The 19856-nt window shown below is 61.0% G+C and carries 23 protein-coding genes; 8 read left to right on the forward strand and 15 right to left on the reverse strand.

Going from position 1 to position 19856, the window contains the following annotated elements:
* Window positions 1-173: 173 nt before the first annotated feature.
* Complete coding sequence (locus tag ATK23_RS12255) at window positions 174-1340, forward strand: YkvI family membrane protein (protein ID WP_066142434.1); 1167 nt, start codon at window positions 174-176, stop codon at window positions 1338-1340.
* A 247-nt stretch (window positions 1341-1587) separates the two neighbouring features.
* On the opposite strand, the gene ATK23_RS12260 is transcribed toward ATK23_RS12255, so the two are convergent.
* On the reverse strand, window positions 1588-2082 hold the full coding sequence (locus tag ATK23_RS12260) for a pyridoxamine 5'-phosphate oxidase family protein (RefSeq protein ID WP_245858405.1): 495 nt from the start codon (window positions 2080-2082) through the stop codon (window positions 1588-1590).
* Between the two features lie 612 nt (window positions 2083-2694).
* Here ATK23_RS12260 and ATK23_RS12265 point away from each other — a divergent pair.
* Window positions 2695-2955, forward strand: coding sequence for a GlsB/YeaQ/YmgE family stress response membrane protein (locus ATK23_RS12265; RefSeq protein WP_066142438.1), 261 nt, complete (start codon window positions 2695-2697; stop codon window positions 2953-2955).
* Between the two features lie 87 nt (window positions 2956-3042).
* On the opposite strand, the gene ATK23_RS12270 is transcribed toward ATK23_RS12265, so the two are convergent.
* Together ATK23_RS12270 and ATK23_RS12275 are read right to left on the reverse strand one after the other, a co-directional pair.
* Window positions 3043-3342, reverse strand: coding sequence for a hypothetical protein (locus tag ATK23_RS12270; RefSeq protein WP_100339281.1), 300 nt, complete (start codon window positions 3340-3342; stop codon window positions 3043-3045).
* A 248-nt stretch (window positions 3343-3590) separates the two neighbouring features.
* Complete coding sequence (locus tag ATK23_RS12275) at window positions 3591-4139, reverse strand: MarR family winged helix-turn-helix transcriptional regulator (RefSeq protein ID WP_066142444.1); 549 nt, start codon at window positions 4137-4139, stop codon at window positions 3591-3593.
* 175 nt (window positions 4140-4314) lie between these two features.
* Here ATK23_RS12275 and ATK23_RS12280 point away from each other — a divergent pair, with 175 nt between their 5' ends.
* On the forward strand, window positions 4315-4794 hold the full coding sequence (locus ATK23_RS12280) for a hypothetical protein (RefSeq protein ID WP_066142447.1): 480 nt from the start codon (window positions 4315-4317) through the stop codon (window positions 4792-4794).
* 134 nt (window positions 4795-4928) lie between these two features.
* Window positions 4929-5411: a hypothetical protein gene (locus ATK23_RS12285; protein ID WP_066142451.1), complete on the forward strand. Its 483-nt coding sequence runs from the start codon at window positions 4929-4931 to the stop codon at window positions 5409-5411.
* 343 nt (window positions 5412-5754) lie between these two features.
* Here ATK23_RS12285 and ATK23_RS12290 read toward each other — a convergent pair whose 3' ends face one another.
* The 3 genes from ATK23_RS12290 to ATK23_RS12300 all read right to left on the reverse strand — a co-directional run bounded on the left by ATK23_RS12290 (window position 5755) and on the right by ATK23_RS12300 (window position 7365).
* Entirely contained in the window at window positions 5755-6021 is a 267-nt protein-coding gene (locus ATK23_RS12290; RefSeq protein WP_157066404.1) for a hypothetical protein, read from the reverse strand.
* Between the two features lie 32 nt (window positions 6022-6053).
* On the reverse strand, window positions 6054-6557 hold the full coding sequence (locus ATK23_RS16740; protein ID WP_066142458.1) for a DUF3253 domain-containing protein: 504 nt from the start codon (window positions 6555-6557) through the stop codon (window positions 6054-6056).
* Window positions 6558-6888: 331 nt separating this feature from the next.
* The gene (locus ATK23_RS12300) at window positions 6889-7365 is read right to left on the reverse strand and encodes a hypothetical protein (RefSeq protein ID WP_066142461.1); all 477 of its coding nucleotides are present in this window, start codon (window positions 7363-7365) and stop codon (window positions 6889-6891) included.
* Between the two features lie 280 nt (window positions 7366-7645).
* On the opposite strand from ATK23_RS12300, the gene ATK23_RS12305 reads away from it, so the two are divergent.
* Window positions 7646-8563, forward strand: coding sequence for an LLM class flavin-dependent oxidoreductase (locus ATK23_RS12305; protein ID WP_066142462.1), 918 nt, complete (start codon window positions 7646-7648; stop codon window positions 8561-8563).
* 99 nt (window positions 8564-8662) lie between these two features.
* Here the strand turns inward: ATK23_RS12305 and ATK23_RS12310 are convergent, their stop codons facing one another.
* From ATK23_RS12310 to ATK23_RS12315, 3 genes are all read right to left on the reverse strand, one after another.
* Window positions 8663-8953 carry a hypothetical protein gene (locus ATK23_RS12310; protein WP_066142464.1) on the reverse strand — a complete coding sequence of 97 codons (291 nt, stop codon included), beginning with the start codon at window positions 8951-8953 and terminating at the stop codon, window positions 8663-8665.
* Between the two features lie 292 nt (window positions 8954-9245).
* Complete coding sequence (locus ATK23_RS16375; RefSeq protein ID WP_157066405.1) at window positions 9246-9446, reverse strand: FCD domain-containing protein; 201 nt, start codon at window positions 9444-9446, stop codon at window positions 9246-9248.
* 102 nt (window positions 9447-9548) lie between these two features.
* Window positions 9549-10772, reverse strand: a complete 1224-nt coding sequence (locus ATK23_RS12315; RefSeq protein WP_066142467.1) for an amidohydrolase family protein — start codon at window positions 10770-10772, stop codon at window positions 9549-9551.
* A gap of 690 nt (window positions 10773-11462) precedes the next feature.
* Here ATK23_RS12315 and ATK23_RS12325 point away from each other — a divergent pair.
* The gene (locus tag ATK23_RS12325) at window positions 11463-12512 is read left to right on the forward strand and encodes a YeiH family protein (RefSeq protein WP_066142469.1); all 1050 of its coding nucleotides are present in this window, start codon (window positions 11463-11465) and stop codon (window positions 12510-12512) included.
* A 138-nt stretch (window positions 12513-12650) separates the two neighbouring features.
* Here the strand turns inward: ATK23_RS12325 and ATK23_RS12330 are convergent, their stop codons facing one another.
* The 4 genes from ATK23_RS12330 to ATK23_RS16685 all read right to left on the reverse strand — a co-directional run bounded on the left by ATK23_RS12330 (window position 12651) and on the right by ATK23_RS16685 (window position 15964).
* Window positions 12651-13727 carry a M14 family zinc carboxypeptidase gene (locus tag ATK23_RS12330; RefSeq protein WP_245858408.1) on the reverse strand — a complete coding sequence of 359 codons (1077 nt, stop codon included), beginning with the start codon at window positions 13725-13727 and terminating at the stop codon, window positions 12651-12653.
* A gap of 77 nt (window positions 13728-13804) precedes the next feature.
* A complete protein-coding gene (locus ATK23_RS12335) occupies window positions 13805-14299 on the reverse strand; it encodes a hypothetical protein (protein WP_066142475.1) in 495 nt (164 codons plus the stop codon).
* Window positions 14292-15839, reverse strand: coding sequence for a sodium/proline symporter (locus tag ATK23_RS12340; RefSeq protein ID WP_066142478.1), 1548 nt, complete (start codon window positions 15837-15839; stop codon window positions 14292-14294). The genes ATK23_RS12335 and ATK23_RS12340 overlap by 8 nt, the downstream gene beginning before the upstream one ends.
* On the reverse strand, window positions 15836-15964 hold the full coding sequence (locus tag ATK23_RS16685; protein ID WP_255209574.1) for a hypothetical protein: 129 nt from the start codon (window positions 15962-15964) through the stop codon (window positions 15836-15838). Before ATK23_RS16685 ends, ATK23_RS12340 begins: the two co-directional genes overlap by 4 nt.
* A gap of 164 nt (window positions 15965-16128) precedes the next feature.
* Here ATK23_RS16685 and ATK23_RS12345 point away from each other — a divergent pair, with 164 nt between their 5' ends.
* Window positions 16129-17667 carry a PucR family transcriptional regulator gene (locus ATK23_RS12345; protein WP_066142480.1) on the forward strand — a complete coding sequence of 513 codons (1539 nt, stop codon included), beginning with the start codon at window positions 16129-16131 and terminating at the stop codon, window positions 17665-17667.
* A 93-nt stretch (window positions 17668-17760) separates the two neighbouring features.
* On the opposite strand, the gene purU is transcribed toward ATK23_RS12345, so the two are convergent.
* Both purU and ATK23_RS16470 read right to left on the reverse strand, forming a co-directional pair.
* Window positions 17761-18633 (reverse strand): formyltetrahydrofolate deformylase, encoded by an 873-nt coding sequence (gene purU / locus ATK23_RS12350; RefSeq protein ID WP_066142482.1) that lies wholly within the window; start codon window positions 18631-18633, stop codon window positions 17761-17763.
* Between the two features lie 261 nt (window positions 18634-18894).
* The gene (locus ATK23_RS16470) at window positions 18895-19104 is read right to left on the reverse strand and encodes a hypothetical protein (RefSeq protein ID WP_167550505.1); all 210 of its coding nucleotides are present in this window, start codon (window positions 19102-19104) and stop codon (window positions 18895-18897) included.
* Between ATK23_RS16470 and ATK23_RS12355 the strand changes: the two genes are divergently transcribed.
* Window positions 19070-19738: a GntR family transcriptional regulator gene (locus ATK23_RS12355; protein ID WP_066142485.1), complete on the forward strand. Its 669-nt coding sequence runs from the start codon at window positions 19070-19072 to the stop codon at window positions 19736-19738. The two genes, ATK23_RS16470 and ATK23_RS12355, sit on opposite strands and share 35 nt — an antisense overlap.
* Window positions 19739-19856: the final 118 nt, after the last annotated feature.

The raw sequence follows: 19856 nt of genomic DNA on the forward strand, positions 1-19856 counted from the left end.
CACCCCCCGTCAGCCGGCACCGCCTCCCTGCTGGCACCACCTGCGCGTAATCTTACGCAGACCCATTGACCGCTAGCTCGATCTTCCCTACTGTGTGAACTAGATTACTGATATATCAATAGGATATTAATCAATATCCCCAGTCAACTAGAAGAAGGCAGGTCGGATTCAGCGTGACAGACAGAACCGCAGTGCAACCGCTCGGAGCCAGCACCCGTAGGCTGAGCCCCAAGCGCGTCCTGACATTCGCGGGGGCAATCATTGCCTTCCTGATCGGATCCGGGTTCGCCACCGGCCAGGAAATCCTGCAGTACTTCACGTCCTACGGCTACTGGGGAATCTTCGGCTCCGGCGCCCTGGTGCTGGCGCTCATGTCCTACGTCATCATCGAGTTCTTCGTGGTGGGCCAAGCCAAGAAATTCGATAAGCCCTCGCACATCTTCCACTACTACTGCGGCAAGCACTTGGGCAGTTTTTTCGACTACTTCTCGATTCTCTTCGTCTTCCTGAGCTTTGCCGTCATGGTCGCCGGCGCCGGCGCAGTGTTCGAGGAGCACTACGGACTCTCGCGCTTCATCGGCGGCGGCGCCCTGGCCATCGTGGTCGGTGCCAGCGTCTGGTTTGGCCTGCGTTCGCTGGTGGACATCATCGGCAAGATCGGTCCGCTCATTGTCGTGATTGCCATCGCCTTGGGCATCATGAGCATTGTCCGCGGCAGCGACGGCATCAGCGCGGGCAATGCGCTGCTGCCGGGCCTGGATGTCACCCAGGCTTCCAGCAACTGGGTGCTCTCCGCCCTGTCCTACGTCGGGTTCTGCATGCTGTGGTTGGCCGCGTTCCTGACTGCCTTGGGAAAGACGGCGCGCAGCCGCAAGGAAGCGGTCGCCGGGGGAAGCCTGGGCGCCATCGCCTTCTCGCTGGCATGCATCATCGTGGGCCTGGGCCTGCTGGCCAACATCACCAAGGTGGCCGGGACCGAGATCCCGATGCTGGTGCTGGCCACCGATATCAGCCCGGTGCTCGCCTCCGGAATCTCGGTGATGATCCTCGCTGGCATCTACACCACTGCGGTTCCGCTGTTGTGGACGGTATCCTCGCGGTTCTTCGCGGACAACACGCCTCGATTCCGCTACAGCACCGTGGGCCTCGCGGTTCTTGGAACCATCATCGGCTTGCTGGTGCCATTCAGCCAGATGGTCAACGTGGTGTACGTGGTCAACGGCTATGTGGGCATCCTGCTGCTCGTGCTCATGCTGATCAAGACCGCCACCCGCGCGTGCCGCGCTAGACTATCGCCAGCAACCGGCCGCAATGCGAAAACTAGCCGAGATCTCCTCTAATGTTTCTTGGGGGACCTGGGCTCGATGGGATGCCTTGCAACCTACCGTTAACATTTCCTGAATTGCCCCTCGGATACACTCCCCTGATACCCGGTGGGGCATGACCGGCATGAAGATGCCCAACCGCAGATAGGTCGTCGAAAGCGAAAGACAGCCGTCCTCATAGCCGCAACATCATACAACGGCCAAGGGCACGCAAATCGCAGTTCATGCGAATTCCGCGCCCTTGTCGCTCACACCTTCACGGCTACAGATCTACGGTTGCCGAATCCCCGGGATGGGCCGGTTCTCCGGCTACCTTGCCCTTGACCCAACTAGTGGCCAGGCTCAGTACCCCGCCGGGGTTTTCCCAGTATTGCGCGGAGTCGGATTTCAGCTGGATGAGCACAACCTCCGGGGATTCGGGCTCCTGGCTGAAGAAGGCTGCCACCGCCGAATTCCACAGTTCCTTCTTCTTGGCAACGTCCGTGACCAGATTGGCCTTGCCGCTGAGCGACACCCAAGACTTGTCGTTCGAGAACGCGGCGTTAACTTCCTGGTCCTTGGAGACCTGCTCGGCAACATCCGAAGAAGCAGCAGTGAAGAACCACACGTCCGCGTCGTTGCCCACCTCGGTGACACTCAGCGGACGACTTTCCAACCCGTCCGGTCCATGAGTCGTTAGCATCGCAATCTTGATGTCCTTGATGATTTCCACAAGCTTTTCCACTTCGTCAATGTGTGCTGCTTTATCGTGCGCCACGGCAATCTCCCGTTCAACTTGTCCATCAGGTACACACGCCACGCTACCGGGCCCTTGGCACCGCGCAACGGACTTCCAGCGAAAACGCAGGTTCTCATACCGGACCGGAACTTGTATCAGTCACTGGAACGGCGTCGAAAGCCGTAAGCTAGCCTCAACTCACACTGAGGCATCAGACCAGGTGTAACTGTCAACGGCGTTGGTGCTTGCACGCAACACCCTCGAGGAATAGGGGCGAGCTGATTTTTTCACTCCATGCACCAGTGATCATTCCCCCGGCATCGGCCACCTATCAAAGCATGCCTGCCAGGATTCTTCTTTATGAATCATTCTCAGGCTCACACAGTGCTTTTCTTTTCCGAGAGGGCCAGATAGCGTCCTACTAGCCCAGCAGCCGGGTCATGATGCTCTTTTTGCAGCGTGAGGACTTTTGCCTCCCACCCACTGAACGTGGTAATACGCAATGGCGTTTTCGCCCCTTTCGCATTCCCTCAACCATCAGGAATCTTCCAGCAATCAGCCAGTGGCTCTAACTTGCGGGTAGCTTACGGGACAAGGGGCGAGTGTCGCCACCGAAGAACTAGACCGATACAAAATAGTGGAGGAGAGCTCATGGGTATTTTAGGTTGGATCGTTCTGGGACTGATAGCCGGTGCTATTGCCAAGGCCATCAAACCCGGAGAGCAGGGCGGCGGATGGCTCGCCACTTTACTGCTGGGCATCGTCGGCGCTGTCGTAGGTGGCTGGATCGGCTCAGCAGTCTTCGGTGAGGGAGTGGATCAGTTCTGGTCCCTGTCCAGTTGGCTTCTGGCCATCGGCGGTTCGTTGATCGTACTGGTTATTTGGGGAGTGCTCACGCGAAAGCGTGCCTAACTGCACTTGCAGAGCAACGGTCCACCACGGAATCGCGGTGGACCGTTGCTCTGCGAGAAACGCATTCGGCATGCCTGCGCCGGATGTTCATTGACGAGAATCAGACTCGAAGTCCCGATCCCGAGCCGAATCGACCTCGGGGCCAATGCCCGCTTCTTTGGTGGAAGACTCGCCCTGTTCAAGCTCGTCAGTACTGTGCTCGTGAATCGTCTCGCGCAGTCCCTCGACTTCCGCAGCGCGCCCTTCCCAGTATTCCGGTTCCAAACCGAAGCCATTGGCCGCCTCTTCGGCCATCCTCTTGAAACCATCTCGATGGTCCTCCAGAGCGTTATTCAGATCTTCGAACTCGTCATGGCTGACGCTGACGTCAAGGTGCTTTCGTCGCATTTGCATCATCCTAACTTGTTAGACAGTCTAAATAATTTTGCTGCTCCCACCCTACGGCCCTGGGTTATCCATGGCAGCAGCCATAAGCTTTTCCCCAGAAACCCGGAAATGGGCGCTTTCGCGCATCTGGCACTCGCCCGATAAATGCCCTAGACGACCAGCCAGGGTCGCCCCCGCGGCAAGGCTGGCAGTCAAGCCGGCAGCCAGGTCACGCGCCGTGGGTGAATCACATGCTCCGCGCCTTGCTCCTACCGCGAAGGCAGGGCACTCTTCCTCACCGCGCCCTTCCCCGCGGATGGCCGGCTTGGCTCGTCATCGATCTCGACACTGCGGATCATCGCCTCCAGGAACTTGGCTGCCGCAACCCGCTCGTCCTCGGAGAGCGTGCCCACGGCATCCATCATCCGCTCATGCATCCGATGCAGCGTTCCACGAACTTCCGTATCGCTGTAATCCGTGGGCACAATTCCCACAGACCGCCGATCCGCAGGATGCACAACACGCTCGGCATACCCATCGCGGCATAACCGGTCGATCAATACCGACACCGAAGCATTGGAGATCCCCAGTTCCTCAGCAAAATCGCGCTGGCGGGGAGTCACCCCTTTGCGGTGCGCGGCGAGCAGGAATCGCAGCGCGGACATATCGGTCTCGTTAATTCCCATCGAGCCGCGGGTCGCAGCTCGCATCCTGCGCTCGGCCTCACGGTACCTGCGCATCAGATTCAGCAAATCCACTGCCTCGGGCACCGAACGGCCCTCGCCATACCAATACCCGCTGGCTTGATAGCTGCTCATGAGAAGAACTCCTTCCGCCGGATGCGAACGCCATGCCCGCAACCCCCAGGGCTTCCAATGCCCTTTTCCGCGAGGTCCAGCTTGCCTAACACCGAAAAATTCATGTAACCTAGCTAATAGTTAGCCTGTCTAAAGATATTCTACTACGAAACAGCTATCAGCACCGGAGTGAAAGATGAAAGAATCCTTAGCAGTTCCCGTAGAAACCTCCCCGCAGCAAGGCAACGCGTGGAGCACGCGAATCCAGAAGATCGCCGCCTTCGCCTCTGAACAGTGCCGGAGCCGGGATACCGTGCATTCAGCAATATGCACCATTACCGGCTCCCCGGAGCAGCTGGTCATCAGCTTGGCATGCACGGCAAAAAGCGAAGACCAGGTGCCCGAGTTGATGCAGTACGTCAACGACACCCTCCTGCCGCAGATGGAAAGCGCGCTCGGTGTCCGCTTCGAGGTGAAGAATCTGCAGTTCGCCGTCGCAGGCAAGGAGAGCCTGCTCGCAGCACCAGAGCACGCACCCGAGGCCGAACTCCCCGCGCATTGGCTCGATCAGCCTTTCGCCGCACCGAAGCAGACCCCCACCCCCGGGTCAGGTCTCGAACCTGCCAGTTCGGTAAGTCAATCAGGTGCATCCCCTGCAGATTTGAGCATGGCCTAGGACCTGCAGCACCCGCCGCCCGCCAAGAGCGGCAGCACCAAAACGAAAGGACCTTTCCACAGCGCATCCCGCTGCGGAGCCTTACGTCAATATCGCTATTTTCATGAGCAGTGCAAGAAAGGGAAGTATCTAAAATGCCAGGTCGAATCGTACGAACCCGAACCGCAGTCAGAGTCGCTGATTTTCTCGCCACCCGTGAAGGCAAAGCCCACCTGTCCGACTACGGCTGGGCGCAGGGAATGCCGATCGTCATGACCCAGCCGGCCGAAACGCTCAACGATGCCATGGGAATGGCATCGATCCATGGCCGCGCAGTGCTGGTGGCCATGCTCGATCCGCAGACCGAGGAACTGCACATGATGCATGTCACCGTCCCCCAAGCAGCACTGAAAGTGACCAAGGCCTGCGCTGATCGACTCACCATGGGAGAGTTCTTCGAACGCCTGTCGACCGAGCTCATTGCTGAGTTCCGTGTGAAATTCTGGAAGAACACTGCCGTCGCCCATAAGATCCCGGCCTGCCCCGCGATGCAGTCGCGAACCACCTCACCGGCTCGATACCCGATGCCAGCACACCAATCTGGAGCCGAGCGCGTCGCGGCGGGCACTACCAGGTAAACACCTTAAACCCCGGTTCTGGCTCATTCCCCTGGCCAGCCAGCCAATACCCCCGTGGGAGGGCTGGCGAGCCAGAACCAGGCTCCGTCTGGGGCTAGTTGTTGGCCTCGGTCCTCTATCCAGGTTTGCGGATACCAGGACCCGTCACAACTCAGCGGCCAGAAACAGGCCCCGAAACCGTGTTGGCATCACCCATGAAGCGAGGACGCTCCCCCCCTTCGTAGCCTTCGAACCGGACTCTTCTGCCTGCCAGTCCCCTCTCAATGACGCCTTCTCGTGAAAGGCGTTAAGAAATGCTCACCATCAGCACGGAAAGCTGCCTGGGACGCAGCATCCGCTTCAATCAACTGCCGACCTTCATCGCAACGTCGGCAGTTGAATATTTCAGGATGAATTGGATGAGCTCAGCGAAAAATTTATCCCCTACCGAGTCGTGCTCGATATTGACCGCCATGACGAGATCTACTGCCTCTTCGAGGGGCTCCAGGATTGCTTTCGATACCTTCAGTAGCCAGAGCCGGCCCATGGTTGCCGAGCACGACATCTGGAGGGTCGGTTTCTTACCCGAAGCACTCCCTCTGCATCGGGCATGAAAGCTTGGCACCGGCATATCATCGGTTTCCCCCCAGAGATCGGGCTATTTTATTCGTCTGGGCGTCGGCGACTAATCCGAATTGGGCCTTTGGCACCGTCAGCTTCCACGGGCTCGCCATTTTGTGTTGCGACGACTTCACCTTGCGTGGCCAATGCCGCCGCAATCTGGCGCACTTGGCCCATGTACTTGCGCCACCCTTCGTCCGGCCCACCCACTATGCGTGCAACATCGCTCGGGCAGATTGAGGCGTCTACCCTATGGCTCAGCAAGGTGCGAATGGTCGCGCGAATTCGCTCTCCCATTGAGTCCGGGTCCGGATCCTCCCACCACGGCTGTCCACGTTCGCCAAGTGCGAGCTTGGCATCATTCACGCGCTTTCTCGCTCCGTCTTCGCCTTGCTTGACGGCCCGGCGGGCTGACATCAGCTCGTTGACCAGCTCTTGGCGCAGTCTCGCAGGGATCGAGGGATCACTGGCTCTCCACCGCCGCCCCTTGATTATCAGGTAGCGCCCATCGGTGGTGGTTTGCACTGGCTTCTCTGAAGGTGACATCTTATACCCCCATCTCTATTCAAAGTCCGACTTCCGAAACGCACCGTCGCGCTGATGGCATCCTATGGCGAATGAGTCAACTACTAAAGAATTTGCTCTGTAAATCGTCGAGAATTGACTTGACGAAGAGCCATTGCATTCCCTGACTGCCGCAGGATGCCACCTATGACACAGCTGCTGGACTTCGGCTTGTCATCTTCGTGGCTAGTACCTGCCGGGCTCTGGCGCTCTCCCGACCTCTGGGAATGCTCGCTTAGTTTCGAAGCAGTCCAATTACTCGTCAGATGCTTCCGGCACCCGATCCGATCCTCGGTTTGGCTGATGCCGGGCCCTATTTTTCGCCGAAAGCAGGGGTCGTGACCGCGCATTCCACGCGTTCTCCGGGCTTGCCGGTCTGCGCCGCAATTTCCTTCACCCCGTCGAGCAAAATCCGGCAGGTAGCAGTGCTGCCTTCGGCAGGCGTGGCCGCAATGGCCGCGTCTTTTTCTGCGGTGATGACGCTTTCGGCGGTCCAGCTTGATCCGTCCTTCTTGCCGGCGTCGCTGGTGGTGGCCACCGAGTCCTCGGTCACCTCGGCAGAGTCTTCGCCACGGCTGGGCGAATCGAGGTAGGACACATCGCTCAGCGCATCAGCGTTTTCCCCGCTCACGGTCACCTGGTAGGTCACTGCCCAGGCATCCGCAGTCGCTTTGTCCCAATCATCAACGGCACCGCAGCCGGTCAGTCCCATGCCGAGGACGAGTGCCGCGGAACTGGCTGCCAGCCAAGTCGAAGTGCGATTGATTGCCGAACGGGAAGTGCCGTGCATGGTTTTCCTTTTTCCGAGGTTGAAGCGGGTAATGCTCTATCTACTGACCAACACTAGTTTTGTACGCACCTGCTGTCCTCAACGTCGAGAATGATCTCTGCTCGTTGGCGTCCGCCTCTGGGTGGAGACTTGCATCGCCAGCATCGCACGGGTCCCGCGTCTTGAATGCCTTGGGACCCGGTGCAAGCGGGTAAACTCGCCCATCGGATCCCCGCCATTGAAAGGACTTGATGATGCAGCTGCAGTTTGCCCCTGATAATCGCATAGCAGGGCTGCCGTCATGAGACTTTCCATCCTTGATCAGGTTCCGCTCACCGAGCATGCCACTACCGTGAGAGATGCCTTGTCCAGCGCCCTGCAATTGGCGCAGGATGCCGAAGCACTGGGCTACCATCGCATCTGGTTCGCCGAACACCACCATTCCAAGTCCTTCGCCAGCGCCGCCCCTGAAATGATGACCGCACTGGCGCTGGAACGTACCTCCCGCATCCGGGTTGGCACCGGAGCCATCCTCTTGCCCTATTACCAGGCGCAGAAGGTCATGGAAGCCATGGGCCTGCTGGCCGCTGTGCACCCGGACCGGGTGGATGTCGGCGTGGGCCGCGCTGCGCTATCCGACCCGTATTACGCGCAGAAGATCGCCGCGCTCGTGCAAGACCTCGATGCCGTCCACGAAGCCTCGGACACTGAGCCGGCAGGCCGGGTCTGGGTGCTGGGCGCGGGCGGTTCCACCGCTCCCCTGCCCGGAACGCTCGGCGCTGGCTACGTGCACGGCCACTTCCTGCGGCCTGCCGGTGGCGAGCCTGCCACCCGCGCCTACCGCGAGGCCGCGGCCAACTCCGGGCACGCCGCCCATACCGTGCTGGCGGTTCGCTTCGCCACCGCTGACACCGAGGAGAAAGCCCAGGCCTTGGCCAACGCGCTCTTGCTGTGGCGTGTGCGCAAGGATCTCGGACACGATGGACCAATCCCCTCGACCGCAACGGCAGCGAACTACGAGTGGAGCGCGCAAGAACGTGCCAGGGCTACGGAACGCAGCCATGCGCTGATCGTGGGCACTCCGGAAAAGGTCCGCGATGAGCTGCTGGCATTGGCGCAGTCCCACGGTGCCGATGAACTGATGCTCAACACCCTGGTCAGCGACCCGGCAGACCGGCTGGAGGCCTATCGGCTGCTCGCAGAGTGCTTTAACGCCTGAATTCGACTTTCCCAGCCTCGCCTGCCGGGTGGCGCGATGTTGCCCACGGCCCGTGCGCCCACCGGAGCCTGGCCGGCGGACGCACCGTGATTTCCGCATTCAGCTGCGGAAGCGTGCGAATACCTGGTACATGAAGTCGCTGCCCTGGCGCAGTGCCTCGACGTAGATCGGCTCGTCATTGCCGTGCATCCCGATCAGCTGCTCATTGTCCAGCACGTAGGGGTACACGCCGTAGCCCGGAATGCCGCGTTCCCGCCAAGGTGCCAAGGATGTTCCTGCTTCGAAAAACGCTGGCGCAAAAGCAGCGCCTGGGTAGGTTTCCTTCGCTGCTGAGCCTAGGAAGGTCCTCCGACGCAGCGGCTTCTTCGCAGCCTCGCCCAAGTCACTCATGATTTCCATCGTTCTGTCCCATGTTGGTCATTTGCAGTGCGAGTGCAGGATCAACGCTGGACGAGGGATTGAATCCAAGCAATAGGTGACCGGTATCATAGGCGACAAGCGGTGCATGATGTCCTCGGTACGGGCTTCCGTGACGCCAAACGGCAAGCGTCTCGATTGCTATTGATTGAGCACGAAAGTGTTGAGGTCATCGAGAGTTTGCGGCATGCAGCTGCCAATCACCTAACTGGCGTGGGCGCGGTCGCGCCGCTGGATCTGCACTAAGGCGCTGGTTTCGCGCCTTTTAGGACGAGAGGGCACGGCCCAGCGGCTCGTGGAGCACGGACATGAAAACCTGTCCCGAAGTCCGCAGGATCACATCACGGAATCCCAGATCTACTTCGACAAGGCCGTCCATGTCGGCAGTTGAGTGGGCGGCGCGCATGGCGGCGAACAGTTCACACGTTGTTGCCAGTTGTGCTTCGGAGATCCGTGAGGCAGTCAGTTCTCAGACCCCTTCTTCATCCGCAAGTTCCCATTTTCCCGCTCGGTTAGCGAGGAGTGGGGCCAGATTATGCGAGTACCTCCTAGAAGAGTTCCCGGCTCGTTAATAGGCAGTCTCAACCGACAGCACCTTCAACCCGTCGGCCACCACGCGACCGTCGTGGATGACGGTGCGGTCGGTGCCGCGGTCCATCACGGTGGAGGAAATCGTTTCGCCGTCCACCAGCACCAACTCGGCCCGGTCTCCCGCAGCCAGTCCCGGGCGGTCGGCCACCGACGCCAAGCGCGGCACCTCACGGTCCATGATCGAGGCACCGCCCATGGTGGCCACCGCGAGCGCGTGCTCGATCAGCTCGTCCTTGCGGAACCCGTTGACGAACGCCAGCTGCCAGGTCCGGTCCAGCAAATCGCAGTTCCCGTAGGGGCTCCAGTAATCGCGTTGCCCGTCCTCACCCAGACCGAAACGCACCCCTGCCGCAACCAGGTCCACCAGCGGCAAATGGCTGGAGGTGCTTGGCGCCACCGAGGTCAGCGAGATGTCCAGCTCGGCGAAGGTCTCGATCAGCCGGCGGCTGGTCGCTTCGTTGATGCTGCCCAGCTCGTAGGCGTGGGACAGGTTGACCCGGCCCTGCATGCCCAGTGCCCGGGTACGTTCGGCAATCAGCTCCGTGGAGAAGACGGCGAGCGCGCCGGGCTCATGCAGGTGCACGTCGATATCCACCTGGTACTTCTCGGCCAGCCCGAACACCGTATCGAGGTGGCGGACCGGGTCGCGGTCCAGTGCACAGGGGTCGATGCCGCCCATGGCATCCGCACCGGCTTTCAGTGCATCCTCCAGATACTTTTCGGTGCACGGTTCGCGCAGAATCCCGGCCTGGGGGAAGATGATGATCTGCACTTCGGCCTCGTTGGAGAACTTCTCCTTCGCGGCCACCACTGCCTCGTATTTCTCCAGCTTGGAATCCACATCCACCTGGGCGAAGGAACGCACCCGGGTGGTGCCGCGGGCGATCATCCGTTCCAGGGTTCCGGCAACGCGCTCGGGCAGCGGAATTTCGGCATCCCGCCAGTTTTCGCGGTCGTTGCTCATCATTCCCCACACACCGGGCCGGCCGGTGTGCTCGCGGAAGGGCAGGCCGATGCGCGTGGAGTCCAGATGCACATGCACGTCCGAGAAGGACGGGATCAGGATGCGGCCCCTGCCATCCACATCAGTTGGTTCCGGGATCCGCTGCGGATCATGGGCGGCGATCGAGGTGATCTTGGCGCCCTCGATGAGGATGTCGCTGGGCGCTCCGCCCCAAGGGCGGGCATTGCTGATGAGCATGAAATGAAGTCCTTTGCCCGATTACCGAGTTCTCGTACGAGGGTACAGCACGCCGGGCTGCCCGCCAGCGTCCCTGGGCAGAGCCTCGACCGCCAGTGTTCTTCCGGGCTCATGGCCGTGGCCACCGCCGCCAATCAGTTCCGGGGGGCTCGATCCGCCGCTAGCAATCCGCGCCGCGGCTGTTTTCTAGTGCCACGACGGCGACCGCCTGAACGGCCTCATCAACGTCAATCCCTCCGCTCAGACTTTGCTCTAGGGGCCCACTTCGTCCATTGCATCAACTCCACTTCGGCTCTCCAGCGCATTGGCCCAATTTCGCCCGCGAAGTACCAGTACCTGCATCCGCAGAAGACTAAGTGATAGTAAGGCGAGTCGTTAACTATCACCTAGGATGCACGAAGCGATGAAGCACAACGACAGCGACGACCGCATTGAGATTCCTGTCCGCTGCTCAGCAAAGCACCACTGGCGCCCGCGGCGAAGGAGAAGTCAGGATTGCGCAAAAAGCGCGTCTGGCAGCATGATCACATCCTGCGCATTCTGGACGACTACGCGGCAACGATTCGACGGGACTCGGTGCACTAAGCCCGGATGCCCATACGACAAGCCTCGGGTCATATGAATGTGATATGACAGTGATAGCCAAGAGGGTCTCACTGCTCACTGGCCAGTCATGGAAGAGTCAAAAGCATGGCCCCTGAACATTCACAGCGAACCCAAACCCCGGCTTCCGCCGAGCCCAAGCCGTCACTGTCGACGCGTGTAGGCGGATTCATGCCCGGCATCTTCCTGTGCCTGGTGATGGGCGGCGTGGCACTGGCCGCGGCGAAGCTCATCCCCTCGATGAGCGCGCTGCTGATTGCCATCCTGCTCGGCGCGCTATGGCGCAACTTGGTGCCGGTGCCCGCAGTCTTCGCGCAGGGCGTGGCGTTCTCCGCGAAGAAGCTGCTGCGCGCAGGCATCGTGCTGCTGGGCTTCCAGCTCTCGCTCGGCGCCATCCTGGCCCTGGGCCCGGGCGTGCTGGCCATCGTGGTGCTCTGTGTGGGCGTGACCTTCCTGGCCACCGTGTGGATCGGCGGGCGCATGGGCATTGAACTGCCCCAGCGCCTGCTGATCGCCGCTGGCTTCTCCATCTGCGGCGCGGCCGCGGTGGCCGGCGCAGAGGGCGCAACCCACGCCAAGCAGGACCAGGTGGCCACGGCCATTGGCCTGGTGGTGCTCTTCGGCACCTTGATGATCCCGCTGACCCCGGCACTGGGCGCGCTGCTGGGCCTGGACGAAACCAGCACCGGTGTGCTGATCGGCGCGTCCACCCACGAAGTGGCCCAGGTGGTCGCCGCCGGCGGCGCCGTGGGCGCCACCGCGCTGGGCGTGGCCGTGACGGTCAAGCTGGCGCGCGTGGTCATGCTCGCTCCGATCATGGCTGGCCTGTCGCTGTACATGAGCCGCAAGCACCATATCGAGGGCGGCAAGCGCCCGCCGATCATCCCGCTGTTCGTGGCATTGTTCCTGGTTTCCATGCTGATCCGCACCACCGGCATCATGCCCGAGTCGTTGCTGCAGCTGGCCTCTACCGCACAGACCGTGTTGCTGGCCGCGGCGATGTTCGCCCTGGGCCTGGGCGTGCACCTGAAGTCGATCGTGAAATCCGGTGGTCGCTCGCTGGTCCTGGCTCTGCTGTCCACGCTGATCATCCTGGTCATCGCGGTGGTCGGCGCGCTGCTCTACCGCCCGCTGTAAGCGGCAAGCCAACCAGCCGTTCCGCTCGCGGGGAACGGTTCTGATCTTCGAAGCTGGCATCGGCCGAATTACAACTAGATAACCTGCTCCAGACAGGCAAATGGCGGACCTTCAAGGGTCCGCCATTTGCGGTTCCAGCTACTCGTCGTCCGCTTCGCCTGGCAGGCGCTCCTGCTCGGGCAAGTTGTCCCAGATCGAGGTATCGATGGTTTCCACTGAACCGTCGGCTACCGCCTTGATAGTGCTTTCCAAGGTCAGGATGGTTTGCTGTCGCAGGTAGCCATTGGACTTCTGGCCCAGCACATAGTCCGGATTGCTGTGGTCGCTCATTCCGCGCATTTCGAAGAGCAGCGTGGAAATGCCGTATTCGGCCGCGATGCCATTGCGCGCAATGGTGTTCGCGGTTCCGCCCACGTACTTGCCCAAATGGCCCCAACCGGTCCGGTCCACATTCTGGTAGACCACTGCGCCCAGGCGCTTGGAGCCTTCGCGGACTTCATCCGATACATCCGGAGTCGTCGGGTAGAGGATCGAACCGGAAACCAGCTTGCCGTCCACCGCCGAGCGGGCACCTTGGTGATGCAGGTCGATCATGTAGTCGATGTCGTAAGTGGAGAGCACGTTGTTGTGCAGCGCCTGGATTTCAGGTTGGGTCTTGGCGACGTGGTCCCGGTTGATGTCCTGGTTATTCGCGTTGTAACGAGTCAGGTGGCGGTCACCCGAAGCGATGTAGTCATCGAGCGGGAAGTCCACATCTCCCATGGCGCCATCCGGGTTCAGCATCGGCACAATCAGGATGTTGACGTTATCCAGCACGTCCTTCATCCTCCCCGAGCCCAGGTGCTTGATGACTTCCAGAGTTCCCTCGGTGGTCAGCTGCTCGTTGCCGTGCTGCTGCGTGAGGAACATGATCGTCGGGTTGTCCGGATCGGAGAAGTATTTGGCCAGGAACAGATCGCGCCCCTTGACCGATTGGCCAATGACTTCCAGTTCCATCGCTGGCTGCTTGGCATCCTGCTTTTGAAGTTCGGCGGCCATCGATTCGTGCGTATGCAGGATCGAGGTGTTGATGGTTTCATTTCCGTTGTAATCGGGTCCGTTGCCTACGGCGTTGGCCGGAACGAGTCCCAAGCCGAGGAACAGTGCCGAGCCAGCAACGATGCAGGAGCCCTTCTTCAGCATCCGAACGGGGAACTGCCTTGAATCATTCTTCATTGAATCTCCAGTGTCTTCCTGTGATGGGGTGGGGGTGGATTCTTGGGTCTCGACGCCGATGCGCGCCGTTTCCGGTTTCAACTTCCGATGAAGAAGTATCCGCCGTTCAGTCCATCCACTATGATGCGGTAGGACTTTCCTTCCAGCTTCGCTTCGATCACCCAGTTGGGTTTCCAGACCTTGGCGATACTGCTCTTTTCGCGGATTCCGCCACGCCAGGCCAGCCGGGCCCGGCGCAGCACCGCGGTGGACAGCAAGGCCTTGGCCCGCTCGCGCGCAGTGTCGAAATCGATGGTGTTCCACTGCGGATCAGCCACCAAATCAAGTGGCTGGCCAGCTTCGGCATCTTGGACCTGCCACGGGTCGCTGACAAAGGCCTTGCCCGAATAGTAGTCCACCAAGGCATGCGCCTGCCCGATCCGCCCGGCCAATTGCGGAACATCGAAGACGAAGCCGGCGAAGGGGTGATACCGCAGCTTGGCCGATTCAACCAGCAGGCCTGGAGCCTTGGCGGCGAGGATACGTTGCGCATCCTGGCCATCGACCAGCGTGCGCAGCACGAGTTCACTCATGCCGTCCCGCCATTTCAGCCTGGCTGGCCAGCAGGGAATCCTGTCCCATGAGCATCTTCTTCGGAATCGGCCCGATCTTTGCGGTCTCGTCCAGGGCCCGCCCAATATGATCAGGCACCGGATGGGACTTCTGGCTAGCCAGACTGCCAATGATCATGGCCGCGGTGGAGGCCAGAATGCCGGTGACCATCGGATCGATGCCGGTGGCATCAGGAGCCCCGGAAACCTGCCAGAGCACCGAAACCAGGGTCCCGGCGATCATCGAAGAAATAGCTCCAACAGCGTTGGCCTTCTTCCACCACACCGCGCAGATGTAAGAAGGAACAAAGGCGCTGCCCAGCACGGTGGTGGAGAAGATGACCACTGCGGCCACGGCGGGCGGGTCAAAGGCGGCAATGGCATAGCCGATGATCGCCAAGGCCAGCACGGTAATCCGCGAGACCCAGACCATCTGCGCATCGTTCATCTTCCTGTTGATGAACCGGGCGTAAATGTCCTGGCTGGCAATAGTTCCCGCCTGCAGCAGCAGCGCATCGGCGGTGGACATGATCGCTGCCATGATGGCAGCCATGACAATGCCTACGGCAAAGGTCGGCAACACGGCATCGGCGACCTCGAAAATTGCGGTTTCAGGGTTGGCCAGGTTCGGCAGCAGAATCAGCGCGAACATGCCCACGAGGTAGGGGCCGGGGATGAACAGGAGGTTGAAGATCAATGAGTAGACACCTGCGGTGCGTGCTACCGATGGCTTTTTCATGGCCATATGGCTGACCACCACGTGCGGCCACCCCATGTAGCCGATCGAGAAGACCAGCAGCGCTCCGAGGATGACTCCCCATTGGCCCTGGTACCCAAGGTCCGCTCCCCACATGGTCAGCAGGTTCGGGTTGATCTCGCCCACAGCTTCATTGCCCTGGGTGAAACCACCCACTGCCATCAGCGTGGCAACCAGGATCCAGACCATGCCCACCACCATGATGATGGCCTGGACGAAGTCGGTGTAGGCCACAGCCAGGTAGCCGCCGAGGAAAGTGTAGAGGACGATCACGCCGATGGCGATGGCCAGGGCTACCGGGAAGGAAACTCCGGAGACCATCTCCAGTCCGCGGCCGCCGGCGATGAACTGCGCGAGGACGTAGAAGAATATGCAGAACAACGCCACGGGAGCGGCAATGAGCCGGATCCACTTCGAGGGGTAGCGGTGCTCCAGATACTCGATGGATGTGATGGAACCAAGAATCTGGGACAGCTTGCGCATGCGCCGGCCAAGGACCGAAAGGTTCAGGATGCCGCCGCCCAGGTCACCCAGCGCATACCACATGCTGAAATAGCCCTGGGTGTAGCCCATGGATCCAGCTCCCATGAACATGTAGCCGGACATGGAGGAGCTTTGCAGGCGAAGTGCGGTGACTCCCGGGCCGAGGCTGCGTCCACCCAGCAGGAAGCCCTCGGCATCCTGCTTTCCGCGCTTCATCGCCCAAACGCCGATGCCTGCCATGGCGACGAAATAGATGACCAGGAACAGGATCTCGATGCTCATCGCTGCTCCTCCGCATCCTCATGCTTCCAGCCGCGGCTGAGCCACAGGAAAACTCCGGTATAGATCACCCAGAGGGCCGGAACCCCGATGATGACCATGGTCGTGAACGCCGGAAGTCCAAACATCGACGCATTCCCCCTAAAAGCCAAACACTCTGTATTGTGTGAAGCGAATCACTATAGATCCATGTGATTGACAGTTTTGCATAGCTGGAGGCCGATCAACAGTGACACTTGTCGGGAAAACACGCGATGTCCGGACAGACTGTCTGGAGCAGTCGATTGCCACTATGGAACAGCTGCTCCAGCTGCCCGCAGTACTGGCCGGCAATCCGCAGGTCTTTGCCGATCAGTCGTCATTGAACCGTCACATTGGTTGGGTCCACGTGCTGGAGAACTCGGATCCGAGGACCTACCTGCGCGGCCAGGAACTGGTGCTGACCACTGGCATCGGGTGGGGTCCAGAAACCTGCTTCGAGAAGTACGTGGCCGAATTGGTCGAGCTGGAATCCGCCGGTCTGCTGCTAGAGCTCGGCAACCATTGCCCCGCAGTTCCGGCGGCGCTCATCCAGGCCTGCAAGGAGCATTGCTTCCCGCTGGTGGCATTGCACGAACCAGTGGCTTTTGTGGAGATCACCGAGGCACTGCACCAGCTGCTCTTCTCCTCCCAGACCCGGCGCATCGAGGCCGGCGGCGAGGTCACCGCCCATTTCACCGCGCTGATGCAGCTCGGCGCTCCGGCCGAAACCATACTCCGGGACTGCGCCAGGCTGCTGAATGCCACGGTGGTGCTGGAGGATTCAGGCTACAACGTGCTGCGCCATGCCAGCGCCGTTCCGGTGCCCGCGGACTTCTTCGAACACTGGCAAGACCGTTCCCGCAGCTTGCACGTGACAGGCAATGCTGGACGCCAGGTGATCCCGGTGCAGATCCATGGCAGGCATTTCGGTTCTTTGATCGCCCCGGACACTGCCACTCATCCGGCAGGATCCCTGCATGTACTGACAATGGCGGGCATTGCGCTGGGCACCGAGCTCCTGCGCAAGCAGGAACCTGCCTCGTTGGCTTTCGATACGGCCTGCGAACTGCTTGACGACCTGATGCTGCGAAAGGACGCGGACTCGGACCTGCTCGCCGGGAAATTCGAAGCCTCCGGGTTCCCGGTGCGCCACCGGCAGCTGCGTGGTTTCGCGATCCCGCTGGCCTCGTGCGCCGACCTGAGAGCAGCAGCCAGGCAGATCGAGCGCACTATCGGCAAGGATCTGCGTCCGGTGATCGGTGCCCGGAATGCGCCCGCGTCCAAGCTCTTCGGCTTCTTCTCCGCTATCCCCGGCAAACTGCCGCCAGACTGGCCCCAGACCTTGCACCTGGATGAGGTGGCCGGATATTTTGACGGACCGCTCTATCTGGGTGCGGCCGTCAATGACTTCGGCCTGCTGGCAGATTCCATCAGGCAAGCCATCGGCGGATGCGAACTGTCCCTGGCTGCAAACCAGCCAGTTGTGCTGGCCGAGGAGTATCCACTGGCACTGCTTGCCCATGAACTGCGCCATGAACCGGCAATGCAGCGCCTGCCGCAGCAGGTGCTCGCGCCAATCCTGGCCTTGGATCCTGCCCGGCGCACCGAATGCCTGAGGGTCCTGAAGGCCTATTTGGCTTCACCGACCAACCGATCCCAGGCGGCTACCCGCTGCCAGCTCTCCCGGTCGGTGTTCTACCAGCGGCTCGGACTGCTCGAATCCCTGCTGGACATGGATCTGAATGATGCCCAATCCTTGACCGTCCTGTCGCTGGGCCTGGCCGTTTACCAGCAGAGCGTGTCAGCTTGAGTCCCCGGTCTGCCGGCCACAAGAAGACCCCCTGGCACAGAAAGCCAGCCACGTCGCGATGGCAACGTGGCTGGCTTCCAGGAATTGCCGCCGCTAGCGCAGCACCACGGTGCGCGAGGCACTGAGGAAGACACGGTCCTCGTAGTGCCAGCGCACCGCGTCGGACAGCGCCTTGCACTCGGTGTCGCGGCCGGCGGCCACCAGATGCTCGGGCTCGAAGCTGTGGTCCACTTCCTGGACCCGCTGGGTGATGATCGGGCCCTCGTCCAGCTCGGAATTCACGTAGTGCGCGGTGGCGCCCACGGTCTTCACGCCGCGCTCGAACGCCTGGTGGTAGGGCTTGGCGCCCTTGAAGGAGGGCAGGAATGAGTGGTGGATGTTGATGGCCCGGCCGGTGAGCTTGCGGCTGAGGTCATCGGAGAGCACCTGCATGTAGCGGGCGAGGACCACCAGATCCACCTCGAAGCGCTCCACCAGGTCCATCAGCTTGGACTCGGCCTCGGGCTTCGTCTCCGCGGTGACCGGAATATGGAAGAACGGGATCCCGTTCCACTCGACCTGCTGGCGGTGATCGGGGTGGTTGGAGACAACTGCCGCGATCTCCACCGGCAGCTCCCCCATCCGGGCGCGGAACAGCAAGTCGTGAAGGCAGTGGCCGAACTTGGAGACCATCACCACCACGCGCTTCTTCTGGCCCGTCGGGCGCAGCCCCCAGGTAGCCTCGTGCTCTTCGGCAAGCTGGCCGAGGCTCGCTTCGAGCTCCGCGACCTCCGCGGCAATTTCCTTCGACTCGGCGACTTCGAACTCGATTCGCATGAACAGCGTTCCCGAACGCTGGTCATCATGCTGCTTCAGCTCCCGGATATCGCCGTGGTGCTTAAGCAGCAGACCGGTGACCGCATGCACGATGCCCGGGCGCTCGGCGCAGGTGAGGGTCAGGACGTATTTGTTGTTCGGTTCGGTCATCGTGCCGCTCCTTGGTTTCGCCGAGATGGCTGTAGCTTCGCCATGGCTCGTGTGGTTTTCAGATGAAAGGAATACGGTCGCGCAATGCGCACGCTTGCCCGCGTTGCCCTGCGGAATCCGAGCCGCCGGGCAAGGAATTTGCCTGCGGGAATCCGCGCCTTGCACTACCGTTTAATGCGGTTGCCGGCATGCCCGGCACCCCTGGACAACCTCTGATATATCAGTTGCTGATCACAATCCTATGTGTGCCGCAACACAGCGTCAATGACTTTTCCTGCCGTATTTCTGCAGGGTTCCACGCAGGTTTTCTGGCCTGTTGCCGACCGGCAGAACTCGGCGCATTAGGCGCATTTGCGCGGGAAAAGCGCCCAATTCGGAGCCGAGGCGATACTCTTTGTGTGTCGGCACATGATTTTCGAGCAATGAAGAGAGCGTTATGCCAAGGCCCACCGGATTGACCAGCACCGCCACGGAGCAAGGCTCGATGGCCGACCGCGCCTACAATGCCCTGCGCGACAGGCTGGTCCTGCTGGAAATCGCGCCGACCCACCCGATCCACGAGCCGCAGCTGGCCGAGCAACTCGGTGTCGGGCGCACCCCGATGCGCGAAGCCCTCAAGCGCCTGGAAACAGACCACCTGGTCGTGTCCTATCCGCGCCGCGGCACCTTCGCCACGGCAGTGGATTTCCACGAGCTGAACTACATCTCCGAGATGCGCCAGGTGCTCGAGCCGCTAGCCGCACGCAATGCGGCTGCCAACAAGGACCCGCTGATCCGCGAGCAGCTCACCGGCTACCTGCAGCAGATCGACGCCTTGGATCCAGCACTGGACCAGCGTTCGCTGCTGCTGCTCGATGTGCACATCCACCGGCTCATCTACAAGGCCGCGGCCAACAAGCACCTAGAAGAAACCCTGGTGCGCCTGGATAATCTGGTTACCCGGATCTGGTGCCTGGTCATCGACCAGATGCCACCCATCGCCGAGCATATCTCGGAGCATTCGGCTCTGCTGCGCGCCATCCTAGATGGGGATGCGGAGCTGGCCTCGCGGCTAGTCTCCGAGCACGTGGCCCACTTCGAGCAGGCCCTGCGCCGCGCCCCGTAGCCGCAACAGGGCGACGCGGCGGGCAAGCTAGCCGTCCAGCTTTCCCGTGGAAGATCCCACCTTCGGACCATAGTTTTGCACCGCGAGTTTCAACATCGAGTCGGAACGCAGGCTATCG

The organism is Glutamicibacter nicotianae (assembly GCF_002797775.1).
In the GTDB taxonomy this organism is placed as follows: domain Bacteria; phylum Actinomycetota; class Actinomycetes; order Actinomycetales; family Micrococcaceae; genus Glutamicibacter; species Glutamicibacter nicotianae.